At 54.3% G+C, this 20,177-nt stretch carries 23 protein-coding genes and 1 pseudogene; 15 read left to right on the top strand and 9 right to left on the bottom strand.

Annotated features, from left to right (window positions below):
- Positions 1-85 precede the first annotated feature (85 nt).
- The 4 genes and pseudogenes from AC13E3_RS21560 to AC13E3_RS21545 all read left to right on the top strand — a co-directional run bounded on the left by AC13E3_RS21560 (position 86) and on the right by AC13E3_RS21545 (position 1,340).
- On the top strand, positions 86-271 hold the full coding sequence (locus AC13E3_RS21560; protein WP_050898262.1) for a hypothetical protein: 186 nt from the start codon (positions 86-88) through the stop codon (positions 269-271).
- Positions 264-596, top strand: a pseudogene (locus AC13E3_RS21555) (transposase); the annotation flags it as partial. The gene AC13E3_RS21560 and the pseudogene AC13E3_RS21555, both read left to right, overlap by 8 nt.
- An 89-nt stretch (positions 597-685) precedes the next feature.
- Complete coding sequence (locus AC13E3_RS21550) at positions 686-1,009, top strand: nucleotidyltransferase family protein (protein ID WP_482902505.1); 324 nt, start codon at positions 686-688, stop codon at positions 1,007-1,009.
- Positions 999-1,340 carry a HepT-like ribonuclease domain-containing protein gene (locus tag AC13E3_RS21545; RefSeq protein ID WP_482902504.1) on the top strand — a complete coding sequence of 114 codons (342 nt, stop codon included), beginning with the start codon at positions 999-1,001 and terminating at the stop codon, positions 1,338-1,340. Before AC13E3_RS21550 ends, AC13E3_RS21545 begins: the two co-directional genes overlap by 11 nt.
- A gap of 76 nt (positions 1,341-1,416) precedes the next feature.
- On the opposite strand, the gene AC13E3_RS21540 is transcribed toward AC13E3_RS21545, so the two are convergent.
- From AC13E3_RS21540 to AC13E3_RS21515, 6 genes are all read right to left on the bottom strand, one after another.
- Entirely contained in the window at positions 1,417-3,417 is a 2,001-nt protein-coding gene (locus tag AC13E3_RS21540) for a tetratricopeptide repeat protein (protein ID WP_482902503.1), read from the bottom strand.
- A gap of 214 nt (positions 3,418-3,631) precedes the next feature.
- Positions 3,632-3,958 carry a type II toxin-antitoxin system RelE/ParE family toxin gene (locus AC13E3_RS21535; protein ID WP_008171327.1) on the bottom strand — a complete coding sequence of 109 codons (327 nt, stop codon included), beginning with the start codon at positions 3,956-3,958 and terminating at the stop codon, positions 3,632-3,634.
- 5 nt (positions 3,959-3,963) lie between these two features.
- On the bottom strand, positions 3,964-4,245 hold the full coding sequence (locus AC13E3_RS21530) for a type II toxin-antitoxin system ParD family antitoxin (protein WP_482902502.1): 282 nt from the start codon (positions 4,243-4,245) through the stop codon (positions 3,964-3,966).
- A gap of 259 nt (positions 4,246-4,504) precedes the next feature.
- Entirely contained in the window at positions 4,505-4,720 is a 216-nt protein-coding gene (locus AC13E3_RS21525; RefSeq protein WP_482902501.1) for a type II toxin-antitoxin system VapC family toxin, read from the bottom strand.
- 1 nt (position 4,721) lies between these two features.
- Positions 4,722-4,961 (bottom strand): type II toxin-antitoxin system Phd/YefM family antitoxin, encoded by a 240-nt coding sequence (locus tag AC13E3_RS21520; RefSeq protein ID WP_482902500.1) that lies wholly within the window; start codon positions 4,959-4,961, stop codon positions 4,722-4,724.
- A gap of 145 nt (positions 4,962-5,106) precedes the next feature.
- Complete coding sequence (locus tag AC13E3_RS21515) at positions 5,107-6,981, bottom strand: flagellin N-terminal helical domain-containing protein (protein WP_482902499.1); 1,875 nt, start codon at positions 6,979-6,981, stop codon at positions 5,107-5,109.
- A gap of 385 nt (positions 6,982-7,366) precedes the next feature.
- On the opposite strand from AC13E3_RS21515, the gene AC13E3_RS21510 reads away from it, so the two are divergent.
- The 8 genes from AC13E3_RS21510 (at position 7,367) to AC13E3_RS21475 (ending at position 15,160) form a co-directional block, all read left to right on the top strand.
- Positions 7,367-8,917 carry a flagellin N-terminal helical domain-containing protein gene (locus AC13E3_RS21510; RefSeq protein ID WP_482902498.1) on the top strand — a complete coding sequence of 517 codons (1,551 nt, stop codon included), beginning with the start codon at positions 7,367-7,369 and terminating at the stop codon, positions 8,915-8,917.
- A 70-nt stretch (positions 8,918-8,987) separates the two neighbouring features.
- Positions 8,988-9,422, top strand: coding sequence for a flagellar protein FlaG (locus tag AC13E3_RS21505; protein WP_482902497.1), 435 nt, complete (start codon positions 8,988-8,990; stop codon positions 9,420-9,422).
- Positions 9,423-9,677: 255 nt separating this feature from the next.
- Positions 9,678-11,669 carry a flagellar filament capping protein FliD gene (fliD, locus tag AC13E3_RS21500; protein WP_482902496.1) on the top strand — a complete coding sequence of 664 codons (1,992 nt, stop codon included), beginning with the start codon at positions 9,678-9,680 and terminating at the stop codon, positions 11,667-11,669.
- Positions 11,670-11,705: 36 nt separating this feature from the next.
- Positions 11,706-12,104, top strand: coding sequence for a flagellar export chaperone FliS (fliS, locus tag AC13E3_RS21495; RefSeq protein ID WP_482902495.1), 399 nt, complete (start codon positions 11,706-11,708; stop codon positions 12,102-12,104).
- A 129-nt stretch (positions 12,105-12,233) separates the two neighbouring features.
- Positions 12,234-13,445 (top strand): argininosuccinate synthase, encoded by a 1,212-nt coding sequence (locus AC13E3_RS21490; RefSeq protein ID WP_482902494.1) that lies wholly within the window; start codon positions 12,234-12,236, stop codon positions 13,443-13,445.
- A 135-nt stretch (positions 13,446-13,580) separates the two neighbouring features.
- The gene (locus AC13E3_RS21485) at positions 13,581-14,594 is read left to right on the top strand and encodes an AraC family transcriptional regulator (RefSeq protein WP_273157519.1); all 1,014 of its coding nucleotides are present in this window, start codon (positions 13,581-13,583) and stop codon (positions 14,592-14,594) included.
- A gap of 29 nt (positions 14,595-14,623) precedes the next feature.
- A complete protein-coding gene (locus AC13E3_RS21480; protein ID WP_482902493.1) occupies positions 14,624-14,890 on the top strand; it encodes a DUF4160 domain-containing protein in 267 nt (88 codons plus the stop codon).
- 9 nt (positions 14,891-14,899) lie between these two features.
- Positions 14,900-15,160 carry a DUF2442 domain-containing protein gene (locus AC13E3_RS21475; protein WP_053112546.1) on the top strand — a complete coding sequence of 87 codons (261 nt, stop codon included), beginning with the start codon at positions 14,900-14,902 and terminating at the stop codon, positions 15,158-15,160.
- A 242-nt stretch (positions 15,161-15,402) separates the two neighbouring features.
- Here the strand turns inward: AC13E3_RS21475 and AC13E3_RS21470 are convergent, their stop codons facing one another.
- A complete protein-coding gene (locus AC13E3_RS21470; RefSeq protein WP_482902492.1) occupies positions 15,403-16,374 on the bottom strand; it encodes a response regulator in 972 nt (323 codons plus the stop codon).
- 111 nt (positions 16,375-16,485) lie between these two features.
- Here AC13E3_RS21470 and AC13E3_RS21465 point away from each other — a divergent pair, with 111 nt between their 5' ends.
- The 3 genes from AC13E3_RS21465 to AC13E3_RS21455 all read left to right on the top strand — a co-directional run bounded on the left by AC13E3_RS21465 (position 16,486) and on the right by AC13E3_RS21455 (position 18,692).
- Entirely contained in the window at positions 16,486-16,968 is a 483-nt protein-coding gene (locus AC13E3_RS21465; protein ID WP_482902491.1) for a YajQ family cyclic di-GMP-binding protein, read from the top strand.
- A gap of 78 nt (positions 16,969-17,046) precedes the next feature.
- Positions 17,047-18,384, top strand: a complete 1,338-nt coding sequence (locus AC13E3_RS21460; protein ID WP_482902490.1) for an AmpG family muropeptide MFS transporter — start codon at positions 17,047-17,049, stop codon at positions 18,382-18,384.
- Positions 18,384-18,692 carry an MGMT family protein gene (locus AC13E3_RS21455; protein WP_482902489.1) on the top strand — a complete coding sequence of 103 codons (309 nt, stop codon included), beginning with the start codon at positions 18,384-18,386 and terminating at the stop codon, positions 18,690-18,692. Before AC13E3_RS21460 ends, AC13E3_RS21455 begins: the two co-directional genes overlap by 1 nt.
- Here AC13E3_RS21455 and AC13E3_RS21450 read toward each other — a convergent pair.
- On the bottom strand, positions 18,649-19,833 hold the full coding sequence (locus AC13E3_RS21450; RefSeq protein ID WP_482902488.1) for a type II toxin-antitoxin system HipA family toxin: 1,185 nt from the start codon (positions 19,831-19,833) through the stop codon (positions 18,649-18,651). The two genes, AC13E3_RS21455 and AC13E3_RS21450, sit on opposite strands and share 44 nt — an antisense overlap.
- Entirely contained in the window at positions 19,823-20,065 is a 243-nt protein-coding gene (locus AC13E3_RS21445) for a helix-turn-helix transcriptional regulator (protein ID WP_008171357.1), read from the bottom strand. Before AC13E3_RS21445 ends, AC13E3_RS21450 begins: the two co-directional genes overlap by 11 nt.
- Between the last annotated feature and the right edge of the window lie 112 nt (positions 20,066-20,177).

The following is a 20,177-nucleotide window of genomic DNA, read 5'->3' as shown; positions in this document are numbered from 1 at the left end:
TCAAAAGAACTTAGGGAGACTCTGAATAAGTCTCAAAATCAGCGATAATACGGCCATTGTCAACCGCACAGGATTCATCACCACCATGGATCAGATTACCGTCTCCGAAGCCGAGTACCAGAACAAGAAGCGTAAAACCCGCCGCGAGATTTTTCTGGAACGGATGGACAAGCTGATTCCGTGGAAGCAGTTGGAGAAGAAGGTAGCTCGATATTACCCCAAGGGGCCAGACTGGCCGGCCACCGTATCCGCTGCCGACCATGCTGCGTGAAGGCAGCATTGTGGATGCTTCCATCATTTCTGCACCAAGCTCCACGAAGAATGAAAGCGGCCAGCGCGACCCTGAGATGCGACAAACCAGAAAAGGCAACCAGTGGTACTTTGGCATGAAGATGCATATCGGCGTGGACGATACGCTCGGCTTGATCCACAGCATCGATACCACCGCTGCCAATGTCCACGACATCGTGTCCGCCGGCAACCTTCTTCACGGTGACGAGCAGCGCGTGTTCGGTGATGCCGGTTATCTTGGCATTCAAAGGCGGGATAAGCATAAAGATCGCCAAAATGTATCCTGGTTCATTGCCAAGCGCCCCGATGTTGGCCGTTCCGGCCGCCGCTTTCTTTATTGTTTGGGGGGCAAGGTTTAAACTCCAGACATATACCGTAAGCGACTGAGTAAAGTATGGCCGCATTTAATGCACTGGAGATGCTGAAAGAAAAACAGGACGAGATTCGGCGGCTTTGTGAAAAGCACCGTGTAATGTCTTTCGATGTTTTTGGTTCTGCTGCTACGGGGCATTTCAATGAGAGCAGTGATCTGGATTTTCTTGTGGATTTTGATCCGGCGCTAACGGCCTCACAAAAAGCCGCGGCGTTTTTCGGACTAAAAGAAGATCTTGAAGTGATGTTTTCTCGCTCCGTGGATCTGGTCACTGTGTCCTCCTTGACCAACCCTTATTTCAGAGCCTCGGTTCTTGAAGAGCGGCATTCCTTGTATGCAGCGTGAGGCTCTCAAGTACCTTTACGATATTCTTGCAGCTGCTGAGAAGGTTCAGCGTTTTGTTGCTGGTAGCAGTGAAGACGATTATCTGAGTGATGAGTTGTTGCAGTCTGCTGTTGAGCGCCAGTTCGAAATCATCGGAGAGGCAATGGGTAAGTTACACAAGATTGCTCCGGACGAGGCTGAGCGGTTTGTCGATTATAAAAAGATGATCGCATTTCGGAACGTGCTTATTCACGGCTATGCGACTATCGATCCGGTGATTGTTTGGGGTGTGCTGGAAAGCAATCTAAATGACGTTTTGAATCAGGCGCGGGAAGCTCTGAGCGCTGATTAATCATCGAAAGTTGATATTGCAGGAATGCGTTAAAAACGGGGTCAGATGAGAACTTCATCTGACCCCAAGTTCAATCTCACCGCCGCTTCACAAAATAAACACTCAAATTCTGCCCCATCAGACTCTGCACCTCACTGCCCAGCGCCTCCGCCTGAATCTGCTTCTGAACCGGCCCGGTTGCCAGGCTGTGGCCATCCACATCCCGCGCTTTCACGAGCTTCCATTCCACCTCATTACTCGCCATAGCCATCAGCTCTTTCAGCTGGGCTGTGTCCTGCGGCCTGAACCATCTGTCCCTGCAGCCGCCGAGGCTGTAGAAATCGGCGTCGGAGGTCAATTCCTGCCAGGTTGAGTCGTGTCGATTGGCAAGGACCATCCGGCGGAGCTGGCGTAGCGTCTGGCGGGTGGGTTGAAGCTTATGCTCGGCAACCAGCTTGCGAATCTGTTTGTCGCCGGAGGTTTGTTCGGCAATGGCGGTGTGCATGTGCACCACAGCGCCGGAGCCGGTGGCCTGGTTAACCAGAGCCGCCAGAGACAGTGTGGTCATGGCCAGTGAGGGCAGGCGACCAACTTCAATCCAGTGCACCTGGTGGCCATCGGCCACGAAACGCTGGGCGATGGACCAGGGCCAGAACACGATGTTGTCCATGCCCATCTCATTCGCCATGCGCGTGGCTTTGGCGATGTTGGCCAGGGATTCATCCACCGCGATCACTTCCACATCGTCCAGGTAGCTGGCCAGTTCCATGGCGCGCTGGCCGGACTGCGCACCGCACACTAATATGCGAAGAGTGGCCGGGAGATTGTCGGTGTCCAGCCCCAGTTCGGTGGCCATCAGTGTTTTAAGGCTGCTTTCGGTGCGGTAGGCCAACCGAGACCAGGACGGCCATGCCTGGGGAACATCGGTCTTATCCAGACAGAGTTCCTCGGCCTTCTCATCGAAATTCTGTTTGATCGCCTCTTCCTCGGCGCGATCGTAATAGCTGGCGGCCAGAACTGGCTGTAATGCCAGGGGCCAGTCCACCAGGTTCCATTGGCCAAGTTGCACGGCGAAGGGCTGGTGGAAGAGGGCGCCATACATTGCGCTGATCATCAGTGAGCCGATTAGGCCATCCTGCTCCTCGCAAAGGGCAAACTGGGCCTGGATGCTGTCGTTGATGGCAGACACCAGTCGTTCTTCATCGTCTTCAGCTGCCAGGGCATAGCCGGTTTTGTCGGCGTATTGAGCGATGGCCAGCGTAAGGCGCTGCAGTTCGTCCCGAAGTTCAACGGTTTGTGCGACTTCGGCAATGATCGCCCGACGCAGCAGGGTAACCAGCTCTTCCACCGCAGGATTGGGCATCAGAGTTTTCTGGAGGGCAAGGATCAGCAGTTCATCTTCGCTGGCGGCATCCAGGAAAATCTGAGCATCCGGGTTATCCAGATCGTATTGTTGATGAATAATGGCGCTGACAAACCGGCCCAATTCCTGATGCGGCAGACCATCCCGCTGAAGCAGAGCGATAGCATCCTGGGCCAGGGCGGAATCCGCCTTGTTCACTTCCAGGTGCTGGGCGCAGGTGAGCATGCCGCTGTATATGGAATCCCATTCGGCGCCGGTTTCCAGCAACTTGCGGTAATGCAGATAGGCCACATCGAACTGTCCCTGCAAACGCTTGGAGTGGGCAACACCGCAGAAAGCGGCGGCAGATTGCCGGTCGCAGTCCAGGGCCTGCAGGAAATACTGCTCTGCAAGCGCCGGCCGCTCGGTTTTCAGAGCCCAGTAACCCAGGTTGCAGTACTGCTGCGCCTGGACCGGCTGATGGTTCAGACTGGCATTGAACAGAGTGTGGGCTTTCTCAAGCTGCCCGTCGTCCATCTCCACGCGGCCAAGCAGCCCCAGCCCACCGGCATTCTCCGGCTCCAGAACCAGCGCCTCGTTCAGGTAGCGCCGGCATTCCTGCCGGGCCTTCAGCCGCTGAATATGGCTCAGGCCGTTGCTGTTGGACTCCCCATAGGCAAGATTGGCCTGCAAAAGCAGGCGGGCAACCTGGGCCTGTTGGGATTGGGATACCTGGACTTGATGCTTGGCTTGCATGGGACACCTCATGAATACAGCCGCAATTGGAAGCGGCAAAGGTCTGCAGTTTTTTTGACGGTTTGCCGTGCTTTGAGAGAGGTGTTGCGAAAGGTATGCCAGTTCTCTAAATCAACCGAACAGGCCCCGGGTAGCCTGCAACCAGCTCATCGGAGGTAAGTAGCAAGAAACCCTCTGCCTGGGCGACCTGCCGCTTAAGTGCGAATTTCCCAGATTAGAGGTGTTCCCTGAAATCCATGGATTCATGCAAGATGCGTACGATAACGATTTTCTGCTCATGCTCCTTGAAAAAGAGAATGTGCCTGGCCTTCTTCCCGGCCCTCTGCACCTGCATACTTAGGATACCGGGAAGCACTTCCGATCGCTCTTTGGCTAATGGATGTGCAGGGCCTGACCGGGATAGCTCCTGGAGCGCGTTACCTATTAAGGCGCTGTAACGAACCGCCTGGTCACGCCCGAAGTTTTCCTCTGTGTGGAGGATTACTTGATCGAGATCCTCACTTGCCTTTTGTGCAAGCTCTACCGTCCATAGTTGAGCCATCTGCTTCAATCCTTGCGAGTAAGGTCAGCGGCGCGGCTTATAAGGTAGTCTGTAATTTCTTCGCCAACCCCAAGGCTTACAGTGCGCCCATTCTCGATGTCATCCAGACCTTCGGCCAATGCCTCGCGCAGTTTCAGGAGTTTGTTCTGGTATTGCAGTTCTTGCTCTTCTACCAGACGCAATCCTTCACGCAGAATCTCGCTTACATTCTGGTAGCGCCCGGTTTTTACAAGGGCGCCAACCAACTGCTCCTGGTGGTTGGTCAAAACGATATTTCGGGTTGCCATAGGAAGTCTCCCTCTAATGTGCATTGGCATATAATGCCATCGGGTGATCTGCCTGCCAAGACTTGGGTAACTTTCTTCGTCAGTTACCCTGGACCAGCCGCACAGGCCCCGGATAACGTGCAACCAGCTCATCAGGGGTAAGTAGCAAAAAGCCCTCAGTCTCTGCCTGGGCAACCAGAATCCGGTCGAAAGGATCCTGGTGTATGCCGGGAAAGTGGCTCACTGCATGAGTGTGTTACGAGGTGATTGGCAATTCTGATTAGCCGTTATCGACAAACCCGCGCCTCAGCAAATGAGGATCAACCCGAAAATTCGGCCGGCCCAGACCATTTTTAATAACGATTTCCCAAAGGCTGGCAGCACTGAAAAACAGGCGGTTCTCTTCATTGCCAATCAGCCCTGTAGCCCGAGGGGATAACTTGGAGGGTTCAGCCGCCACCCAGAGCAAAACGTGAGTGTCCAGAAGCAGGTTCACGTCAGCCTCCGAACATGTCGCCTATTTCATCCTGACCCATCCTGTCGAAATCGTCTGGCACTGTGAACTCACCAGCCATGAAGCCGATTCTCTTTTGCTGGCCTGCTTCCGGGGAATTGTAAGCGGTTACGCGGGCAACCGGTTTGCCGGCTTTCGCAATAATGAAGGCCTCGCCCTTGGCTGCACGGGCCACAAGCTGTGACAGGCGAGTCTTCGCTTCGTGCATGTTGACGGATTCCATGGTTTGCGCACCTAAGCTTAGCTATTAAGACTTAGCCTAACACCCGGTTTTTGTGCGAGCCACTTTGAAAAAACAGCAATCTAAAACCAAAACGGCCGAGCTAATACCCCGGCCGCTCTGGTTCCACTTTTCAGGTCAAACGCCGTTAACCCTGTAGCAACTGCAACACCTGCTGCGGCCTTGCGTTGGCCTGGGCCAGAACAGAGAGGCCGGCTTGCTGGAGGACCTGGGTTCGGGCGAGCTCCGCCGATTCTGCCGCAAAGTCTGCGTCGCGGATGCGGCTGTTGGAGGCTGAGAGGTTCTCAGAGGTGGTAGCCAGGTTTGCGATGGTGGATTCGAAGCGGTTCTGGACGGCACCGAGTTCGGCTCGGAAGCCGTTGATGCTGTCGATTGCGTAATCAACTGCGATCATGGCTAAGTCGGCACCATCACGAGTAGAAATGTCTATGTCGACCATGCTAACCGTGTTTGTGGCAGGATCGCCAGCGACTGAAAAGTCTATATCCCTATCACCAGTGAAAAGACCGTCGCCATCAATGTCGGCATCGATATCGACTGTAAAGGCCTCACCAAATTGTGATGAGAAATAGATATCGTTATTCGTGGCATCGAGGTTTGCCTGAATTCCGGTGTCGTTCGATTTTGCATTGACTTGGCTCACAATGTCGCTGAGCGACGTCGCGCCAGACACGTCGATCAGTAGCTCTTCTGGAGTTGTGGCATTGATGGTGACTGAGAAGTCGACAGCATTTCCCTCTTCCAAATAATCTCTGAGCGATACGCCGGCCTCCGCCGGCACCTCTGAGCTCTGGGAAAAGTTCAATTGATCTGCGTTATCGTCAAGCGAGAACCCGGAGATATTGTAGTTGGTCCCTGAGGTATTGTTGGTGAGGTTGAGAACTGTCCCTCCTGTAATACTAGCCGTTACATCTATGCCTGCATTTTGCAACGTCGTGGTGATTGCATCGGCGACACTATTTAAATCTCCATATTCGACGCCAGCCAATGCTGGACTCAAATCAATGGTATTGGAGTCAACGATGATTTCGCCCTCCGCGAAACTTGACGCAACAAAGGCCGATGTTAGGTCAAGAGTGGCAACGCCGGTTGCCTCAAGTTCGGTGTCTGAAGTCCCGGAGTCAATGGCACCTCCAAGGTTGCCAATTGCGAAGGTCGTCGCGCTTGCAGCTTGGTTGGAAAGCGAAAGTTCAAAATCCTGAGCTTCGGGAAGCGTGCTAGAGAAGGTCAGCGCATCCCCATCGACACCGACAGTGATAGCTGTCCCATCAATATCTGGGGAGTTGTTAATCGCTGTCTCAATGTCTGACCGCAAGTCGTTGATTGAGCCTGGTGTGCTGGTGATCGGGATCTGTGTGTCGCCAATCGTAAGCGTTCCAGAAACGGTCCCGTCTCCGTATTTGAGTGTAAGGTCGTTCGTTGTGAGCAAGCCAGGCGCTCTGTCTTCCCCAACGACCGTAGTCCCAAGATTGTTCGTACGCTCTAGAACCGAGCCTATCTGGCTGCCTCTGGAGTCCAAACCGCTGATAGCAATGGTCTCGCCCGTGTTAGCGCCAACCTGAAAAGTCTGGGTAGCAAAGGTTCCGTCCAGTACCTTTAATCCGTTAAAGGAAGTTTGTGCCGCAATCCGGTTGATTTCCTCAATCCGTTGCTGCACTTCCTGGTTCAAAGCCTGACGGTCCGAGATACTGTTTGTAGCGTTAGCAGACTGAACGGCCAGTTCACGAATTCGCTGCAGGTTATTGGTAATCTCGTCCATGGCGCCTTCAGCGGTCTGGGCGAGGGAGATGCCGTCATTGGCATTACGCTGAGCCTGGTTCAGGCCAGCGATTTGCGACTGAAAGCGCTCAGAGATCGCAAGGCCAGCCGCATCGTCTTTGGCAGAGTTGATGCGCAAGCCCGAGGACAAGCGCTCGAGAGCTACGTTGGCCTGCCCCTGAGAGGCGTTCAGATTACGTTGTGCATTCAGCGAAGCAATGTTGGTATTAATGACCTGAGGCATATCAATTCTCCCTGCTCAGAGGTGCCGGAAGCCTGGTGCCCGATCTTTAATGGGAACCCTTGCCGGCTGAAATTCGTTAAATTGCCGTTTTGCAGGGTGACAAGCGAAGGGTGTGCCAGTTTCTTTGATTTAAATTTATCTTTCTGTTTTTAAATAGGTTTCCAGTTCTGGTAGCCGTTTGAGGGAAACATGGCACGCCAAAGCGCTGCCGCTTTGAAGGGAACTAAATTGCCGGTTTTACATTTGTTAACAAAAACAGTGGTTTTTTTTCTAAAGCAACCTGAGAAGGCGCCGTTAAGTGGTGTAACAGGGCGGCGCTCCCAAACTGAAAACGGGCGCCAGACCTTTTCCATGAAATAACGACATCAGTCGAAGGAGAAGCATTATGGCTCTCGGTATTAACACTAACGTTGCGTCTCTGTCTGCACAGAATCAGCTTCAAAAGTCTCAGGATCTGAGCAATCAGGCGCTTGAGCGTCTTTCTTCTGGTCTGCGCATCAACTCTGCCAAGGACGATGCGGCTGGCTTGGCCATTTCTACACGCTTTCAGTCTCAGATTTCTGGTCTCGATGTGGCTCAGCGCAATGCCAATGATGGCATTTCCCTTGCGCAGACTACCGAGGGTGCTCTGGAAGAAATTACCAATAACCTTCAGCGTATTCGTGATTTGGCGGTTCAGTCCGCGAACGCCACAAACAGTGATTCTGACCGTCAGGCACTGAACGATGAGGTTACTGCCCGTTTGGAGGAAATTGACCGAATTTCCAATCAGACGGCTTTTAACGGCTTGAAAGTTTTGGACGGTTCCTTTGGTAAGCAGAACTTCCAGGTAGGTGCGAATGCTGGGGAGACCATTGGGATTGATTTGACTCAGGGTACGAAGACTGACCAAATTGGCCGAATCGCCTCAAGTAGTTTTACTGTTGGCGGCACTGCTATCAGCTCTAGCGCTCGAGTCTCGATAGCGGTCGGTGACAATGCCTTCACGGAAATTCAGGCTTCTGAGGCTGTTGTAGGAGCAAGTGGTTATGAGGCCAACAGTGCTTTTGCCATTGCTGAGGCTGTCAACGCGTCCGGCGTCGAGGGGCTGACCGCCTCTGCAAGTAATGAGCAAACGTTTGGTTTGGCGGGTTTGACCGCAAGTTCCGGTGGTCAAAAGGGCGACTACAACATAGAGATCAACGGGGAAGTCGTTTACAGCCAAACCGTAAACTTGGACTCCGATGATACTACTGCCGATGCCGATGGAGTGGGTGCTGCTGCTACACTTAACCTGCAGAACATTGTTGATTCGATCAACTCCAAAAGCGGTGCGACTGGTATCAGCGCAATTAATGACTCCGGAAGTCTCGTTTTGTCATCGAGTGACGGAAGGACTATCAACCTCCAACAATCAATCGGCGGTGCGGCTATTACTACCGCCGATGAGGGCTTAATCGATACTACTGCAACTGCAGGTTCTCAAACCGTGGGAGATGGTTCCGTTGCTAATCTTTACGGAGAGGTCAAGTTTTCGGCAGATTCAGAAATAAACTTTATTTCTGCGGACGATGAGCTTGACGTGACATTAGGATTTTCTTCCGCGTCTGAGAGTGCGGGCGCTATTTCTCTGGAAACTACCGGTGGAGTCAGTGGCGCTGATATCAGTACAGTGGCTGGCGCAAATGAGGCGATTCTCAGAACTGATGCCGCCTTGGACAAGGTAAACAGTCTCCGCGGAGAGCTCGGTGCGATTCAGAACCGTTTCGAAAGTACAATCGCGAACATTGCGACTACTTCAGAAAACCTGAGTGCATCCAACAGCCGAATCCTGGACGCAGACTTCGCCGCCGAAACCGCGAAGCTCTCCAAGTCCCAGGTGCTGCAGCAGGCCGGTATCTCCGTCCTGGCTCAGGCAAACGCCCGTCCGCAGCAGGTTCTGTCCCTCCTGCAGTAAGGGGCTAGCGGTAACAGCCGGAACCTTCGGGTTCCGGCTTAACGCCGTTTTAGGATAGCGAGGTAAAGCTATGAATGACGTTAACCTGAACAGCCCGGATCTGAAGCTGGTTCGCACCAGTGAGCAAACACCGGCTCGGGCAATTTCGTCATCTCAGGCCGAAGGCAGGAATGCCTCCGACCTTGCTGGTTCGTCTGCCGCAGTCAGCCAGGCCCAGAATTCCCAGGTAACTTCGGACGTGTCCAAGGCTGAAAAGCTCCAGGCTCGCAATGAAGCCACACGGGAGCAACTGGATGATGCGGTTAGCCAACTGAACGATTTTGTTCAGAATGTGCAGCGGGATTTGCAGTTCGAAGTGGATAATGATCTTGGTCAGACAATCGTGAAGGTCGTTGATCAGTCTACCAAAGAGGTTATTCGCCAGATTCCGGATGAGCTAGCATTGAGGTTGGCAGAAAACTTGCTTCAGGATGAGCCGCTGACGTTGTTTAATATCAAAGTGTAAAGGCGCTCGCCTTTACACCAAGTTAAATGACGGTATTTCAGCACCGCCGCACCCGTGAGGGGCCGGCGGTGTTCTGCGTTTTTGGGGTGAGAGGGTTCTCCCTCTCCCCCGGCCCCTCTCCCGCGAGGGGAGAGGGGAGGTGTTGTTAACTGTTACAGGGTGTTACAAATCGGCGAAAGAAAAAGGCAAAGTTTTGCCGCTTTTTGCCGATAAACTGAACAATGAAGAGATTCGCCCCCTTGAGGAGGCATGAGCATGGCAAACATATCATCGTTGGGTCTTGGTTCAGGCGTTCTGAATTCGGATCTGGTTGATCAACTGGTACAGGCAGAGCGTGCGCCTACGGAAAATAGGCTTACACAGAAGACAGAGCAAACCCAGGCTTTGCTGTCCGCCTACGGTAAGCTACGCAGCGCTGTTACCGAATTGCGTTTGCCAATGCGCCAGCTCAGCGCTCCGGATAATCTCAAGGCATTTTCTGCAAGTTCTTCTAACGAAGGTATTGGGGTTTCCGTAGACAGCACTAAGGCGAGTCGCGGCACATACAGCGTTGAGGTAACCAGTATTGCTGGTGCGCAAGCGTTGGCTTCCAGGGATGTGTTCGCGGATCGCGATGCGACCAGTGTGGGGCAAGGCACGCTGACGCTGAATGTAGGCGATAAAACCACGAATATCACTGTTGATAACAGCAACGACACGCTTCAGGGGCTGGCAAACGCGATCAATGATTCAGATGCGGGCGTCTCTGCCGGTGTTATCGATACGGGGAACGGGTTCCAGTTGGTTCTTTCTGCGGATGAGACCGGAACTGCCAACGCTGTAAGTATCTCAGTTTCCGGCGACACGGGTGGCACAGATACTGATAACCAGGGCCTGTCCCGTTTTGCGTTTAACACCGGAATGGATGCGGATTCCGGTCTGCAAGAAACAATTGCCGCTTCAGATGCCGTGATGGAAATCAACGGCGTTGAGGTTACTCGGTCCACCAACAGTTTTGAGAATGTAATTGATGGCTTGACCTTCGATATCACCGAGACTGGTTCCTCTACTATCAAGGTTCAGCAAGACTTGGGTGCGGTTGCTGATCGCGTACAAGGCTTCGTTGATAAATTTAATTCGCTTCAGTCCACTATTGATAGTCTCGCTGGCTTTAACGCTGAGGCAGGCGTTGGCAGTCTGCTCACGGGTGACAGTACCGTCCGTTCTATTCAGAATCAATTGCGTCAGGTTCTGACGCGGGTTGTGCCGGGCCTGGAAAATTCCAGTGTTCGTAGCCTGGCGGATGTGGGCATCACGACCAACTTTGAGACTGGCGGCCTGGAGTTTGATCGAGCCAAGTTTGAAGAGCAGCTGAAGAATAATCCGGACGATGTAACGGCATTGTTTGCCGAGCAAGGCCGGACAACGGATAGCCAGGTTGAGTTTGTTCGCAGTGGTTTGAACACTGAGCCAGGCAGGTACGACATCAATATCACCCAGGCCGCGACACAGGGCTCACTCTCCGGGGCTACGATTTCGAGTGTGCCGTTTGACATCGACGCCGGCAACGACGAGCTGACGTTCCAGGTTAATGGGGAGACCTCGGTGAGCATTCAGCTCACTCAGCAAACCTATAACACCGCGCAGGAACTGGCAGACGAGATTCAGGTACAGTTGAACGCTAACAATGCTCTGAATGCGTCTGGCTCCGGTGTTCAGGTTGGCGTTGGCAGTGGCGGCGAGCTCACATTTACGTCTTCAGATTATGGCAGTGATTCGAATGTCAGCCTGACCTCAGTAGAAGATGGTTCCGCTTACGGATTGTCCGCTGCCACCGGCACGTCGGGTGTCGATGTGGCTGGCACGATTGGTGGCCGAACCGCGGAGGGTGACGGCCAGGTGCTCTTTTTGGGAAATGGCAACGGGGGTGCTTCTGGTCTTCAGGTTCGTATTCTGGGCGATCAGACCGGAAGTCGCGGCTCCATTACCTTTGTTGAAGGGGTTGCCGAAAGAACCGTAGATCTGGTCAGCAGTTTTGTTGGCGCCGATGGCGCCATTGAGTCCCGGACTGAAAGTCTCAATCGGGATCTGGAACAGATTCAGGAGAATCAGGCGCGACTTGAGGAGCGGATTGCTGCTTATCGTGAGCGGCTGGTTAGCCAGTTCACAGCGGCAGACTCCCTGATTTCCCAGCTCAACAGCACGCAGGATTACGTAAGCCAGCAGCTCGCTGCGCTTGCGCCTCAAAACAACCGGAACAACAACTGATCGGCCCAGGTCGGTTAGCGAACGAAGAGGTCTGATATGAACGGTTTACAGGCATACCAGCGCGTAAACACCCAAACCAGTATCACTGATGCGGATCCGCATAGGCTGATCCAGCTTCTGTATAACGGTGCGATTGAGCGGATCAATATGGCCAAGTCTCGGATCCAGGCGAAGGATTACTCCGGCAAGGCCCAGTTGATCAACAAGGCCATCGAGATCATAGGTGGACTTCGTTCCTTCCTGGATTTTGAGCAAGGTGGCGATCTGGCTGCGCGTCTTGAGGCGCTGTATGACTATATGGAGCGCTCTTTGCTGGAAGCCAGTGCCAAGAATGATTTGGCCAAGCTGGATGAGGTTCTTACCCTTCTGCGTTCTGTTAAAGAAGGGTGGGATGGTATTCGGGAAGAGGCTATTGGTCAGCAGGCTGCTGGCTGATCAATAACCCCCTCTCCCCAACCCCTCTCCCGCCAGGGGAGAGGGGCTTTATAGCCATTCCTCGCGCTCTCCCGTACAATACTGCCCTTATTTTCAACACATCCATTCTGTTCAGTCTGGAGCAAGGGCATGTCTGATATTAAAAAGGTGGTGCTGGCCTATTCCGGTGGCCTGGATACTTCCGTCATCGTTCGGTGGTTGCAGGATACCTACAACTGTGAGGTGGTAACGTTTACCGCCGACATCGGCCAGGGCGAGGAAGTTGAGCCGGCGCGGGCGAAAGCTGAGGCGTTGGGCGTTAAGGAAATCTACATCGAGGACCTGCGCGAGGAGTTTGTGCGCGATTACGTGTTCCCGATGTTCCGCGCGAACACCATCTACGAGGGTGAGTACCTGCTGGGTACGTCCATTGCCCGTCCTCTGATTGCCAAGCGTTTGATCGATATCGCCAATGAGACCGGCGCCGATGCCATTTCACACGGCGCAACCGGCAAGGGCAACGACCAGGTGCGTTTCGAGCTGGGTGCTTACGCGCTGAAGCCGGGTGTAAAGGTGATTGCACCCTGGCGTGAGTGGGATCTGAATTCCCGCGAGAAGCTGCTGAAGTACTGCGAAGAGCGCAACATTCCGGTGGAAATGAAGAAGGGCAAGAGCCCGTACTCCATGGATGCCAACCTGTTGCACATCTCTTACGAGGGCATCAACCTCGAAGATCCCTGGGCGGAAGCCGAGGAAGATATGTGGCGCTGGAGTGTGTCTCCGGAAGCCGCGCCGGATGAGCCGACCTACGTTGAGCTGACCTACAAGAAGGGCGACATTGTTGCCATTGACGGTCAGGACATGAAGCCTCACGTGGTTCTGGAAACTCTGAACAAGCTGGCGGGTGCCAACGGTATCGGCCGTCTGGATATCGTCGAGAACCGCTACGTGGGCATGAAGTCCCGCGGCTGTTACGAAACCCCGGGCGGCACCATTATGCTGCGCGCCCACCGGGCCATCGAGTCCATTACCCTGGATCGCGAAGTGGCGCACCTGAAAGACAGCATCATGCCGCGCTACGCCGAGGTGATCTACAACGGTTACTGGTGGTCACCGGAGCGTGAGGCTCTGCAGGCGCTGATCGACCAGACCCAGAACTACGTGAACGGCACCGTTCGCCTGAAGCTGTACAAGGGCAATGTGGACGTGGTCGGCCGTAAGTCTGACGATTCTCTGTTCGATGAGAAGATCGCCACCTTTGAAGAAGACCAGGGTGCGTACGATCAGAAAGATGCGGAAGGCTTTATCAAGCTGAACGCGTTGCGCCTGCGGATTGCCGCTGGCAAAGGCCGCAAGCTTTAGAGCGTGAACTTGGGGTCAGATGAAAATGGGATGAAAAGTCATCTGACCCCATTTTCATCTGACCCCGTTTTCATCCACAATCCGGCGTTTTTGGTTATACTCTTCGACAAAATGCCAACAACGATTTAAGTCACCATGCCCCCTCTCGGAACCGCTTCCGTCTCTGCCCTGCGCCAATATGTTCGCTACGCCGATGCCAAAGGCATTGATACCACCCGTCTTTTCAGCAAAGCGGGCCTTGAGCTGAACATTCTCGATACCGGTGACGGTCGCCTGAACGGCGAGCAGTTTCAAATCTTTATCCGCCTGCTTGCCGAAACAACGGGTAATCCTATTCTCGGCCTGGAAACCGGTGATTACGTGCAGCCAGGCTCCTATAGCGTGCTTGGTTACATAACGATGAGTTGTGTGACGCTTGGAGAGGCTGTCACTCGAATTGCACCCTATGAAAAGTTGGTGGGAGATATGGGCACCACGGGGCTGCGGTTGAATGGTGATGAAGTGTCTCTGGTGTGGACCTGCAACTTTACGGATCCGCTGGTATGGCCCCAGGTAGTGGACAATGTGTTTGCCTCATGGATCAACTATGCCCGTTGGCTGGCGGATAACCGGAAGGCTTCGCCGCTGCGGGTACAGCTTCGGCGTTCCTCCCCGGGGAGCGATTACGAGAAGGCCTATGCAGAGCGTTGGCAGTGCCCGGTGGAATTTAGTGCCGAAGAGGACTGCGTAATCCTGCGCCAGAGTCTTCTGTCCACACGCCTGCGCCAGCCAGACCCGCTGTTGCGCAAGACCCTGGAAACTCATGCGTTATCACAGTTGGCCCTGCTGGATTCTGATACGGATCTGACCAGCCGGGTAAAACAGAGTATTCAGAAACAACTTGCGGATGGAGTCACCCGGCAGGATATGATTGCTGAAGATCTGGGTATGACCAGCCGCACCCTGCAACGCAAGCTGGGTCAGGAGGGGGTGTCCTACCAGAAGCTGTTGGATGAAGTCCGCCAGCAGATGGCTGAAGACTACCTGCGAAACACCGAAATGAGTATTCCCGATATCGCCTTCCGGCTGGGGTACAGCGAGACGACATCCTTCCACCGCAAGTTCAAGGCGGTGATGGGTCAGACTCCGGGGGATTTTCGTAAAAACTGAATGTGGATGGCAAGCCAAGGAGAGCAAAAATGCCAGTAATCTCGATGTTCTATGGCATTCTGATAAGAATGTACCTGTTGGATAATAATCATCACAATCTTCCACACATTCATGCTCGGTACGCAGAGATTGAAGCATCGGTGAGTCTGCATGATGGAGAGTTGCTCGCCGGTACCCTACCGAGAAAACAGCTCCGTCTCGTTCAGGCATGGATTGAGCTTCACAGGGAAGAATTGCTGGTAGACTGGGATTTGGCTGTTCATGGGGAGCTACCCTTCAGGGTTGCTCCGCTCTAGGAGGTGCGGATGTATTGGGATATAAAGAGTGTTGAGGCGCTGGATGACTATAAGCTGAAGGTAGTACGTGTTGATGGCCTGGAAGGTGTTCTGGATATGTCGCCTTACCTTGAAAAAGGCATTTTTCGTGAGTTGAAAGATACGGATTATTTCCGGCAGGCAGGCATCACCTATGGTGCAATCACCTGGCCCAATGGTCAGGATATTGCCCCGGAGACGGTTGAGCAGGAGTTAAAGCGGTCGGCGTTATTGAAAGTTTCCGAAGGGTAATGGGTGTCAGGCTTATAATAAAAAGGCCAGCTAAAAAGCTGGCCCAAAAAACAAGGAAAGAACGAAAGTGCCTGAAAAATTCGTTAATCCGGTGGATTCGATTCCCCATATGGCGGCGGAGGTACTACTCGGCTCCTCCACCATGGGGGATACTGCTTGAATCCACAATTGCAGAATAGGTCTTCCGCTTCTGCCTGTCTGTTTGTGAAGTGTGTATCAGTGTTACCGAGTGTGTCGCCGCTTCAGGCGGTCGCTCCGATCTCCGGCGCAGTCTCGGTAAACCGACGCGTATCATAGGCATCCACCAGCCCCTGCACCGCGGCCCGTTCCATATCCTGGATCGAGGGCGTGCCGTTCTGGGCGTCGGCTTTGCAAAGTACCATGCCGGCTTCCACGGAAATATAGCCGGCGGTGGTTTTCAGAGCCTTGTGGTTGATGCCGTCGAACACGCGCCGGAAGGCGGTGGTTGTGCAATGGTCGCTGTTCGGGAAGTAGGCAATGATGGCGAACTGGTTGTCGCCGACGCGGCACAGGGCATCAATAGGGCGTATCAGGGTGCTCAGGCGGCGGGCGATGCCGATGCCCAGCTCACTCATCACCGTGGGCGGGTGTTTGCGTTTCAGTTCCTGCCAGTTGCGAATGCCGCACAGCACGTAGGCAGAGCATCCGCCGCGGGATTCAGCGTGGCGCAGCATCCTGGTCAGCCGCTCGCGGCCGTATTTGGTGTTGCAGAGGCCGGTTTCCAGATCAATGATGTTGGTGGATTCCAGTTCCCGGTTGTTCTCGATCAGCAGTGAGTTTGCCTTCAGCAGGGTATTCTGGCGGTCGGCCATTCGGTCTGCCGCGAAGATACGGGGGATCAGTTGCTTGGTCATGTCGGACTTGTATATGAAGTCGTCCACGCCCCGGTCGAAGGCTTCCGAGAGGGCCTCGACGCTTTCCCTTGCGGTGAGCAGGATCACGTAGGTGTAATGGTTGTTCTGTTCGTCCTGCTGGCGGACCTGATCGGTCAGTTCCAGACCATCCATCTCGGGCATCAGCCAGTCGGCAATCAGCACGCTCACCGGGCGCTGTTCGATCAGCTGCAGGGCTTCCGGTGCGTTATTAACGATGCGTACGTCGCGATATCCGGCATTTCGCAGCGTGCGGCCAACCACCATACTGCTGAATTTCGCGTCGTCTACTACGAGGATGGGAAGGTCCAGATTTGGCATTGTTATCTACTTTTACCAGTCCGTTGTCAGGTGCGGGAGTTGTCGGGGGTTGGTATCATCCCCAGCAAACTCAAGAAGTATACCTTCTTACCCTGTTGGAGAATAACGACCATGCCTTCTTTTGACATTGTTTCAGAAATCGATATGCACGAAGTCACCAATGCGGTCGACCAGGCCAAGCGCGAACTGGGCAATCGCTGGGACTTCAAGAACGTTGAAGCCGACATTGAGCTGGATGACAAGGGCATCACCGTCAGTGCCGAGCAGGAGTTCCAGCTCGAGCAGTTGCTGGATATGCTGCGGATGGCGTTTGCCAAGCGCAATATCGATGCCCGCGCGCTGGCCGAGGGCGGCGACAGCAAGTCCGGCAAGCTGGTCAAACAGCACCTGCTGCTGAAGCAGGGCATTGAAACTGATATGGCCAAGAAGATCGTGAAGATGATCAAGGACCAGAAGATGAAGGTCCAGGCCAGTATCCAGGGCGATAAGGTGCGGGTGACCGGCAAGAAACGGGATGATCTCCAGGAGGCCATCGCTATGCTGCGCGAAGCTGAGCTGGATATCCCGCTGCAGTTCAATAATTTCCGCGACTGATCCGGAGGCTTTACCATCTTAACCGGCACCCGCCTGACCCTGATTCGGGATACGCTTTACACCTACACCCGTTGGCAGGTGATCGCCCTGTTATTCCTGGGGTTCTCGGCGGGTTTGCCGTTTCTGCTGGTGTTTTCCACCCTTAACGCCCGGCTGGCGGATGTGGGAGTGGAAACCGCCACCATCGGGTTCTTTAGCTGGCTCGGTATTACCTATTCAATCAAGGTGTTCTGGGCACCGGTGGTGGACCGCCTGAAACTGCCGTTGCTCGACCGGCTTTTGGGCAAGCGGCGGAGCTGGATTATCTTTGCGCAGGCGGGTATCGCCACGGGGCTGTACCTGATGGCTCACGTGGATGCTACGGCAGCGCCTGAAATGATGGCTCTTTGCGGCCTGCTGGTGGCCTTTTCCTCCGCCACTCAGGATGTGGCCATTGATGCCTACCGCATCGAGATTGCCGAGGAGCGGCTGCAGGCGGCGCTGGCCGCAACGTATATCTTCGGTTACCGTCTGGCGCTTCTGGTGGCCGGCGCCGGGGCTCTTTACCTGGCGGAATTCTGGTCCTGGCAGGTGTCCTATGAGGTGATGGCGGCCCTCGTAGGCGTTGGCGCACTCACCGTTCTCATCGTTCGCGAGCCCAGCGTGAACCACTTTGCTGCCGCCCAGGACATTGCTCACAAGATTGAGCAGGAGGCCGCCAGGCGCACCCATCTGAATCCGCGCCTGGCGAGACTGGTTGGCTGGTTCTACGCTGCTGTCGCAGGCCCGTTCCTGGATTTTTTCAGGCGGTACAAGGAGCTGGCGCTGGTCATCCTGCTCATGGTTGCCGTGTACCGTATCTCGGACATTGCCATGGGCGTCATGGCCAATCCCTTTTACCTGGACTTCATGGGGTTCAGCAAAACCCAGGTGGCTGATGTGACCAAGATTTTCGGCTTCTTCATGACCATTGCCGGCTCGCTGGTTGGTGGGGTTATGGTGGTTCGTTACGGGGTTCGTCGAATTCTTCTGCTGGGGGCGATCATGACGGCCGCCACCAATCTTCTGTTCGTCGTTCTGGCCCAGTACCCGCCCAACATCGTTACCCTGGCCGCGGTGGTCAGCGCCGATAACCTCAGTGGCGGTATTGCCAACGTGGCCCTGATTGCCTGGCTCTCCAGTATGACCAGTGCCTCGTTTACGGCTACGCAGTACGCACTGTTCAGTTCCCTGATGACTCTGCCTGGCAAGTTTCTGGGGGGCTTCTCCGGGATCGTTGTAGCGGGCTTCGGATATGCGGAGTTCTTCCTGGTGGCCGGCATAATGGGCGTCCCTGCCATTTTGTTGGCCATGTTCATGATCCGAAATGGCCATCGACTGGATGCGTTGGCGCCGCGCAATGAATCGAAGCCTGATGCCGAAGCAGAGAGCCCTTGATGTCCGAACCGACCAAAGACCAGAAAGTCTGGCAAGTCGTGCTGGCCGTGCCGGAGGGAAAGGTGGTCAGTTACGGCCAGGTTGCAGAGATGGCAGGGTTGGGGCGGCAGGCGAGGTATATCGGAAAGGCGTTGGGCAAGCTGCCAGAAGGGCATGCGGTGCCCTGGTATCGGGTGATTCGCAGTAACGGCCAGATTGCATTTCCCGCGGGGTCCGAGAAATACCGGGAGCAGGTAAGCCGGCTTGAGTCCGAGGGTGTCGAAGTTACCGAAGGGCGGGTTTCGATGTCGCGGTTTCGTTGGCAATGAGCGTCTGGAGGTGAGCCAACAGCACCGCTTTTTCTCCGGCAGGTTCCCGTGAAAGCCGGTCCGCGATATAGAGCTGAACCTTTGCAATTGCCCTCAGGCACTCCTCGTACAACTCTCTGGCTTTGACCGCACTCAGGTCACAGACCTGAACTCCAAACCGCTCCATATGTTTTCTGGGCCACCATTTCTTGCTGCCCATGAGGGTGAGAGCGGAGATATCCTGCCTGATATAGGCGGTTGTGCACACGACATCGTAGGCGGGCGCCAGCCTGATGGAATCGATGCTCTCGTAGACCAGGCCAAAGTTCTTCAGGTGGGCGTCGCCATTTTGGAGGATATTGTTCAGGACCATCATCTTGAAAAACTGTTCAAGGGAGGCCTTCTTGTTCTCTGCGCTAACAAACGTTTTGATGGTTTTGGCAATTTGCTCGTAGCTGCCGGTGTACTTTTCTTCCCGCTGTTTTGCCTGAAGCACGCACATGTCTTCAAAGCCAAGCGCCTCGCCGCCGTCTTTCAAATCGAACCGCTTCATGATGAACAGGGATTCGTCATCCGATAGATAGAATTCGGGAACGGGAATTCCGGCGTACTGGCAGGCGAGCATGCAGCAGTATTCGTTGAGAGCCAGTTCGGGATAATCAGGGCCCCAGGCTTTGACGATGTAGTCTTCGAGCCGGAGTGTCGCCTTGTTTTCCAGTGTCGCGAGGACTTTGGGCTGTACGCCACTTAAAGCAGAGCGAAGCGCAAACCGTGACACCAGCTCCTCGAACAGGGTGGGGGTGTCAGAGTGCAAGAGTTGTTCGAGACTCAATGAAGTCTCGCCAGCCTGGTCATCAGGATTGAACTCGACCCTGCCACGAATATTCGGCGCCAGGAGTCGAAGAAGCCCAAAGTCGTCGGTATCCGTAAGTTTGGCAAACTGCTTTTTGATTACCGACAGCAGGTAGCCCTCCGGCAGATGCATCTCGAAAACCGGGTGCAGTTGGGGATGGCTATAATCTTTTTTTCGGACCGGCATGGTCAGCGAGACGAAGGCGGCGGGGCTGGCTTTCTCGGAGTAGCTGAAGACAAATTCGCCTGACTCGCGGAACAGTTTCCCCGCAGGCCTGTGATTCACATGAACGTCCAGTTCATCGCTCATCACGCAGCTCCTCCAGGGTCGGGAATGGAGACTTGTCCCGGACAGCCAGCTCCTTGCCCAGGTAGTCGAGTATTTTCATAACCTTGCGGATGCCGATGTCGCCAGACCGCCCGTTTTCCAGCGCATTGATTGTGGCGCGAGAGATGCCGAGGTGGTCTGCCATTTTTTGCTGGGAGACGCCTTGTTGTTGGCGGAATGCAGAGATTTCGTGTCCGAGGGTCTGAAAATCCATTGCCGGCCTGTTTTGTCGAAAATAATTTACATTATTGTCTTTATCTTTCGATATGTAAAGTATTTGAGCTATAAGCCGGCTCGTCCCTGAGCTGGCATCACTTCTCTGATGG

The sequence above is a fragment of the Marinobacter sp. L-80 genome (assembly GCF_056859395.1).
This window is presented reverse-complemented; position numbering and strand designations above follow the sequence as displayed.

Excerpts from the sequence above, each read along its gene's own strand:
- AC13E3_RS21515 (WP_482902499.1), bottom strand. The coding sequence starts at position 6,981 with ATGCCTCAGGTCATTAATACCAACATTGCTTCGCTGAATGCACAACGT.
- AC13E3_RS21520 (WP_482902500.1), bottom strand. The coding sequence starts at position 4,961 with ATGGAATCCGTCAACATGCACGAAGCGAAGACTCGCCTGTCACAGCTT.
- AC13E3_RS21530 (WP_482902502.1), bottom strand. The coding sequence starts at position 4,245 with ATGGCAACCCGAAATATCGTTTTGACCAACCACCAGGAGCAGTTGGTT.
- AC13E3_RS21505 (WP_482902497.1), top strand. The coding sequence starts at position 8,988 with ATGAATGACGTTAACCTGAACAGCCCGGATCTGAAGCTGGTTCGCACC.
- AC13E3_RS21490 (WP_482902494.1), top strand. The coding sequence starts at position 12,234 with ATGTCTGATATTAAAAAGGTGGTGCTGGCCTATTCCGGTGGCCTGGAT.
- AC13E3_RS21535 (WP_008171327.1), bottom strand. The coding sequence starts at position 3,958 with ATGGCTCAACTATGGACGGTAGAGCTTGCACAAAAGGCAAGTGAGGAT.
- AC13E3_RS21550 (WP_482902505.1), top strand. The coding sequence starts at position 686 with ATGGCCGCATTTAATGCACTGGAGATGCTGAAAGAAAAACAGGACGAG.
- AC13E3_RS21470 (WP_482902492.1), bottom strand. The coding sequence starts at position 16,374 with ATGCCAAATCTGGACCTTCCCATCCTCGTAGTAGACGACGCGAAATTC.
- AC13E3_RS21475 (WP_053112546.1), top strand. The coding sequence starts at position 14,900 with ATGTATTGGGATATAAAGAGTGTTGAGGCGCTGGATGACTATAAGCTG.
- AC13E3_RS21545 (WP_482902504.1), top strand. The coding sequence starts at position 999 with ATGCAGCGTGAGGCTCTCAAGTACCTTTACGATATTCTTGCAGCTGCT.
- fliD (WP_482902496.1), top strand. The coding sequence starts at position 9,678 with ATGGCAAACATATCATCGTTGGGTCTTGGTTCAGGCGTTCTGAATTCG.
- AC13E3_RS21485 (WP_273157519.1), top strand. The coding sequence starts at position 13,581 with ATGCCCCCTCTCGGAACCGCTTCCGTCTCTGCCCTGCGCCAATATGTT.
- AC13E3_RS21560 (WP_050898262.1), top strand. The coding sequence starts at position 86 with ATGGATCAGATTACCGTCTCCGAAGCCGAGTACCAGAACAAGAAGCGT.
- AC13E3_RS21480 (WP_482902493.1), top strand. The coding sequence starts at position 14,624 with ATGCCAGTAATCTCGATGTTCTATGGCATTCTGATAAGAATGTACCTG.
- AC13E3_RS21455 (WP_482902489.1), top strand. The coding sequence starts at position 18,384 with ATGTCCGAACCGACCAAAGACCAGAAAGTCTGGCAAGTCGTGCTGGCC.
- AC13E3_RS21465 (WP_482902491.1), top strand. The coding sequence starts at position 16,486 with ATGCCTTCTTTTGACATTGTTTCAGAAATCGATATGCACGAAGTCACC.
- AC13E3_RS21450 (WP_482902488.1), bottom strand. The coding sequence starts at position 19,833 with ATGAGCGATGAACTGGACGTTCATGTGAATCACAGGCCTGCGGGGAAA.
- AC13E3_RS21510 (WP_482902498.1), top strand. The coding sequence starts at position 7,367 with ATGGCTCTCGGTATTAACACTAACGTTGCGTCTCTGTCTGCACAGAAT.
- AC13E3_RS21445 (WP_008171357.1), bottom strand. The coding sequence starts at position 20,065 with ATGGATTTTCAGACCCTCGGACACGAAATCTCTGCATTCCGCCAACAA.
- AC13E3_RS21540 (WP_482902503.1), bottom strand. The coding sequence starts at position 3,417 with ATGCAAGCCAAGCATCAAGTCCAGGTATCCCAATCCCAACAGGCCCAG.
- fliS (WP_482902495.1), top strand. The coding sequence starts at position 11,706 with ATGAACGGTTTACAGGCATACCAGCGCGTAAACACCCAAACCAGTATC.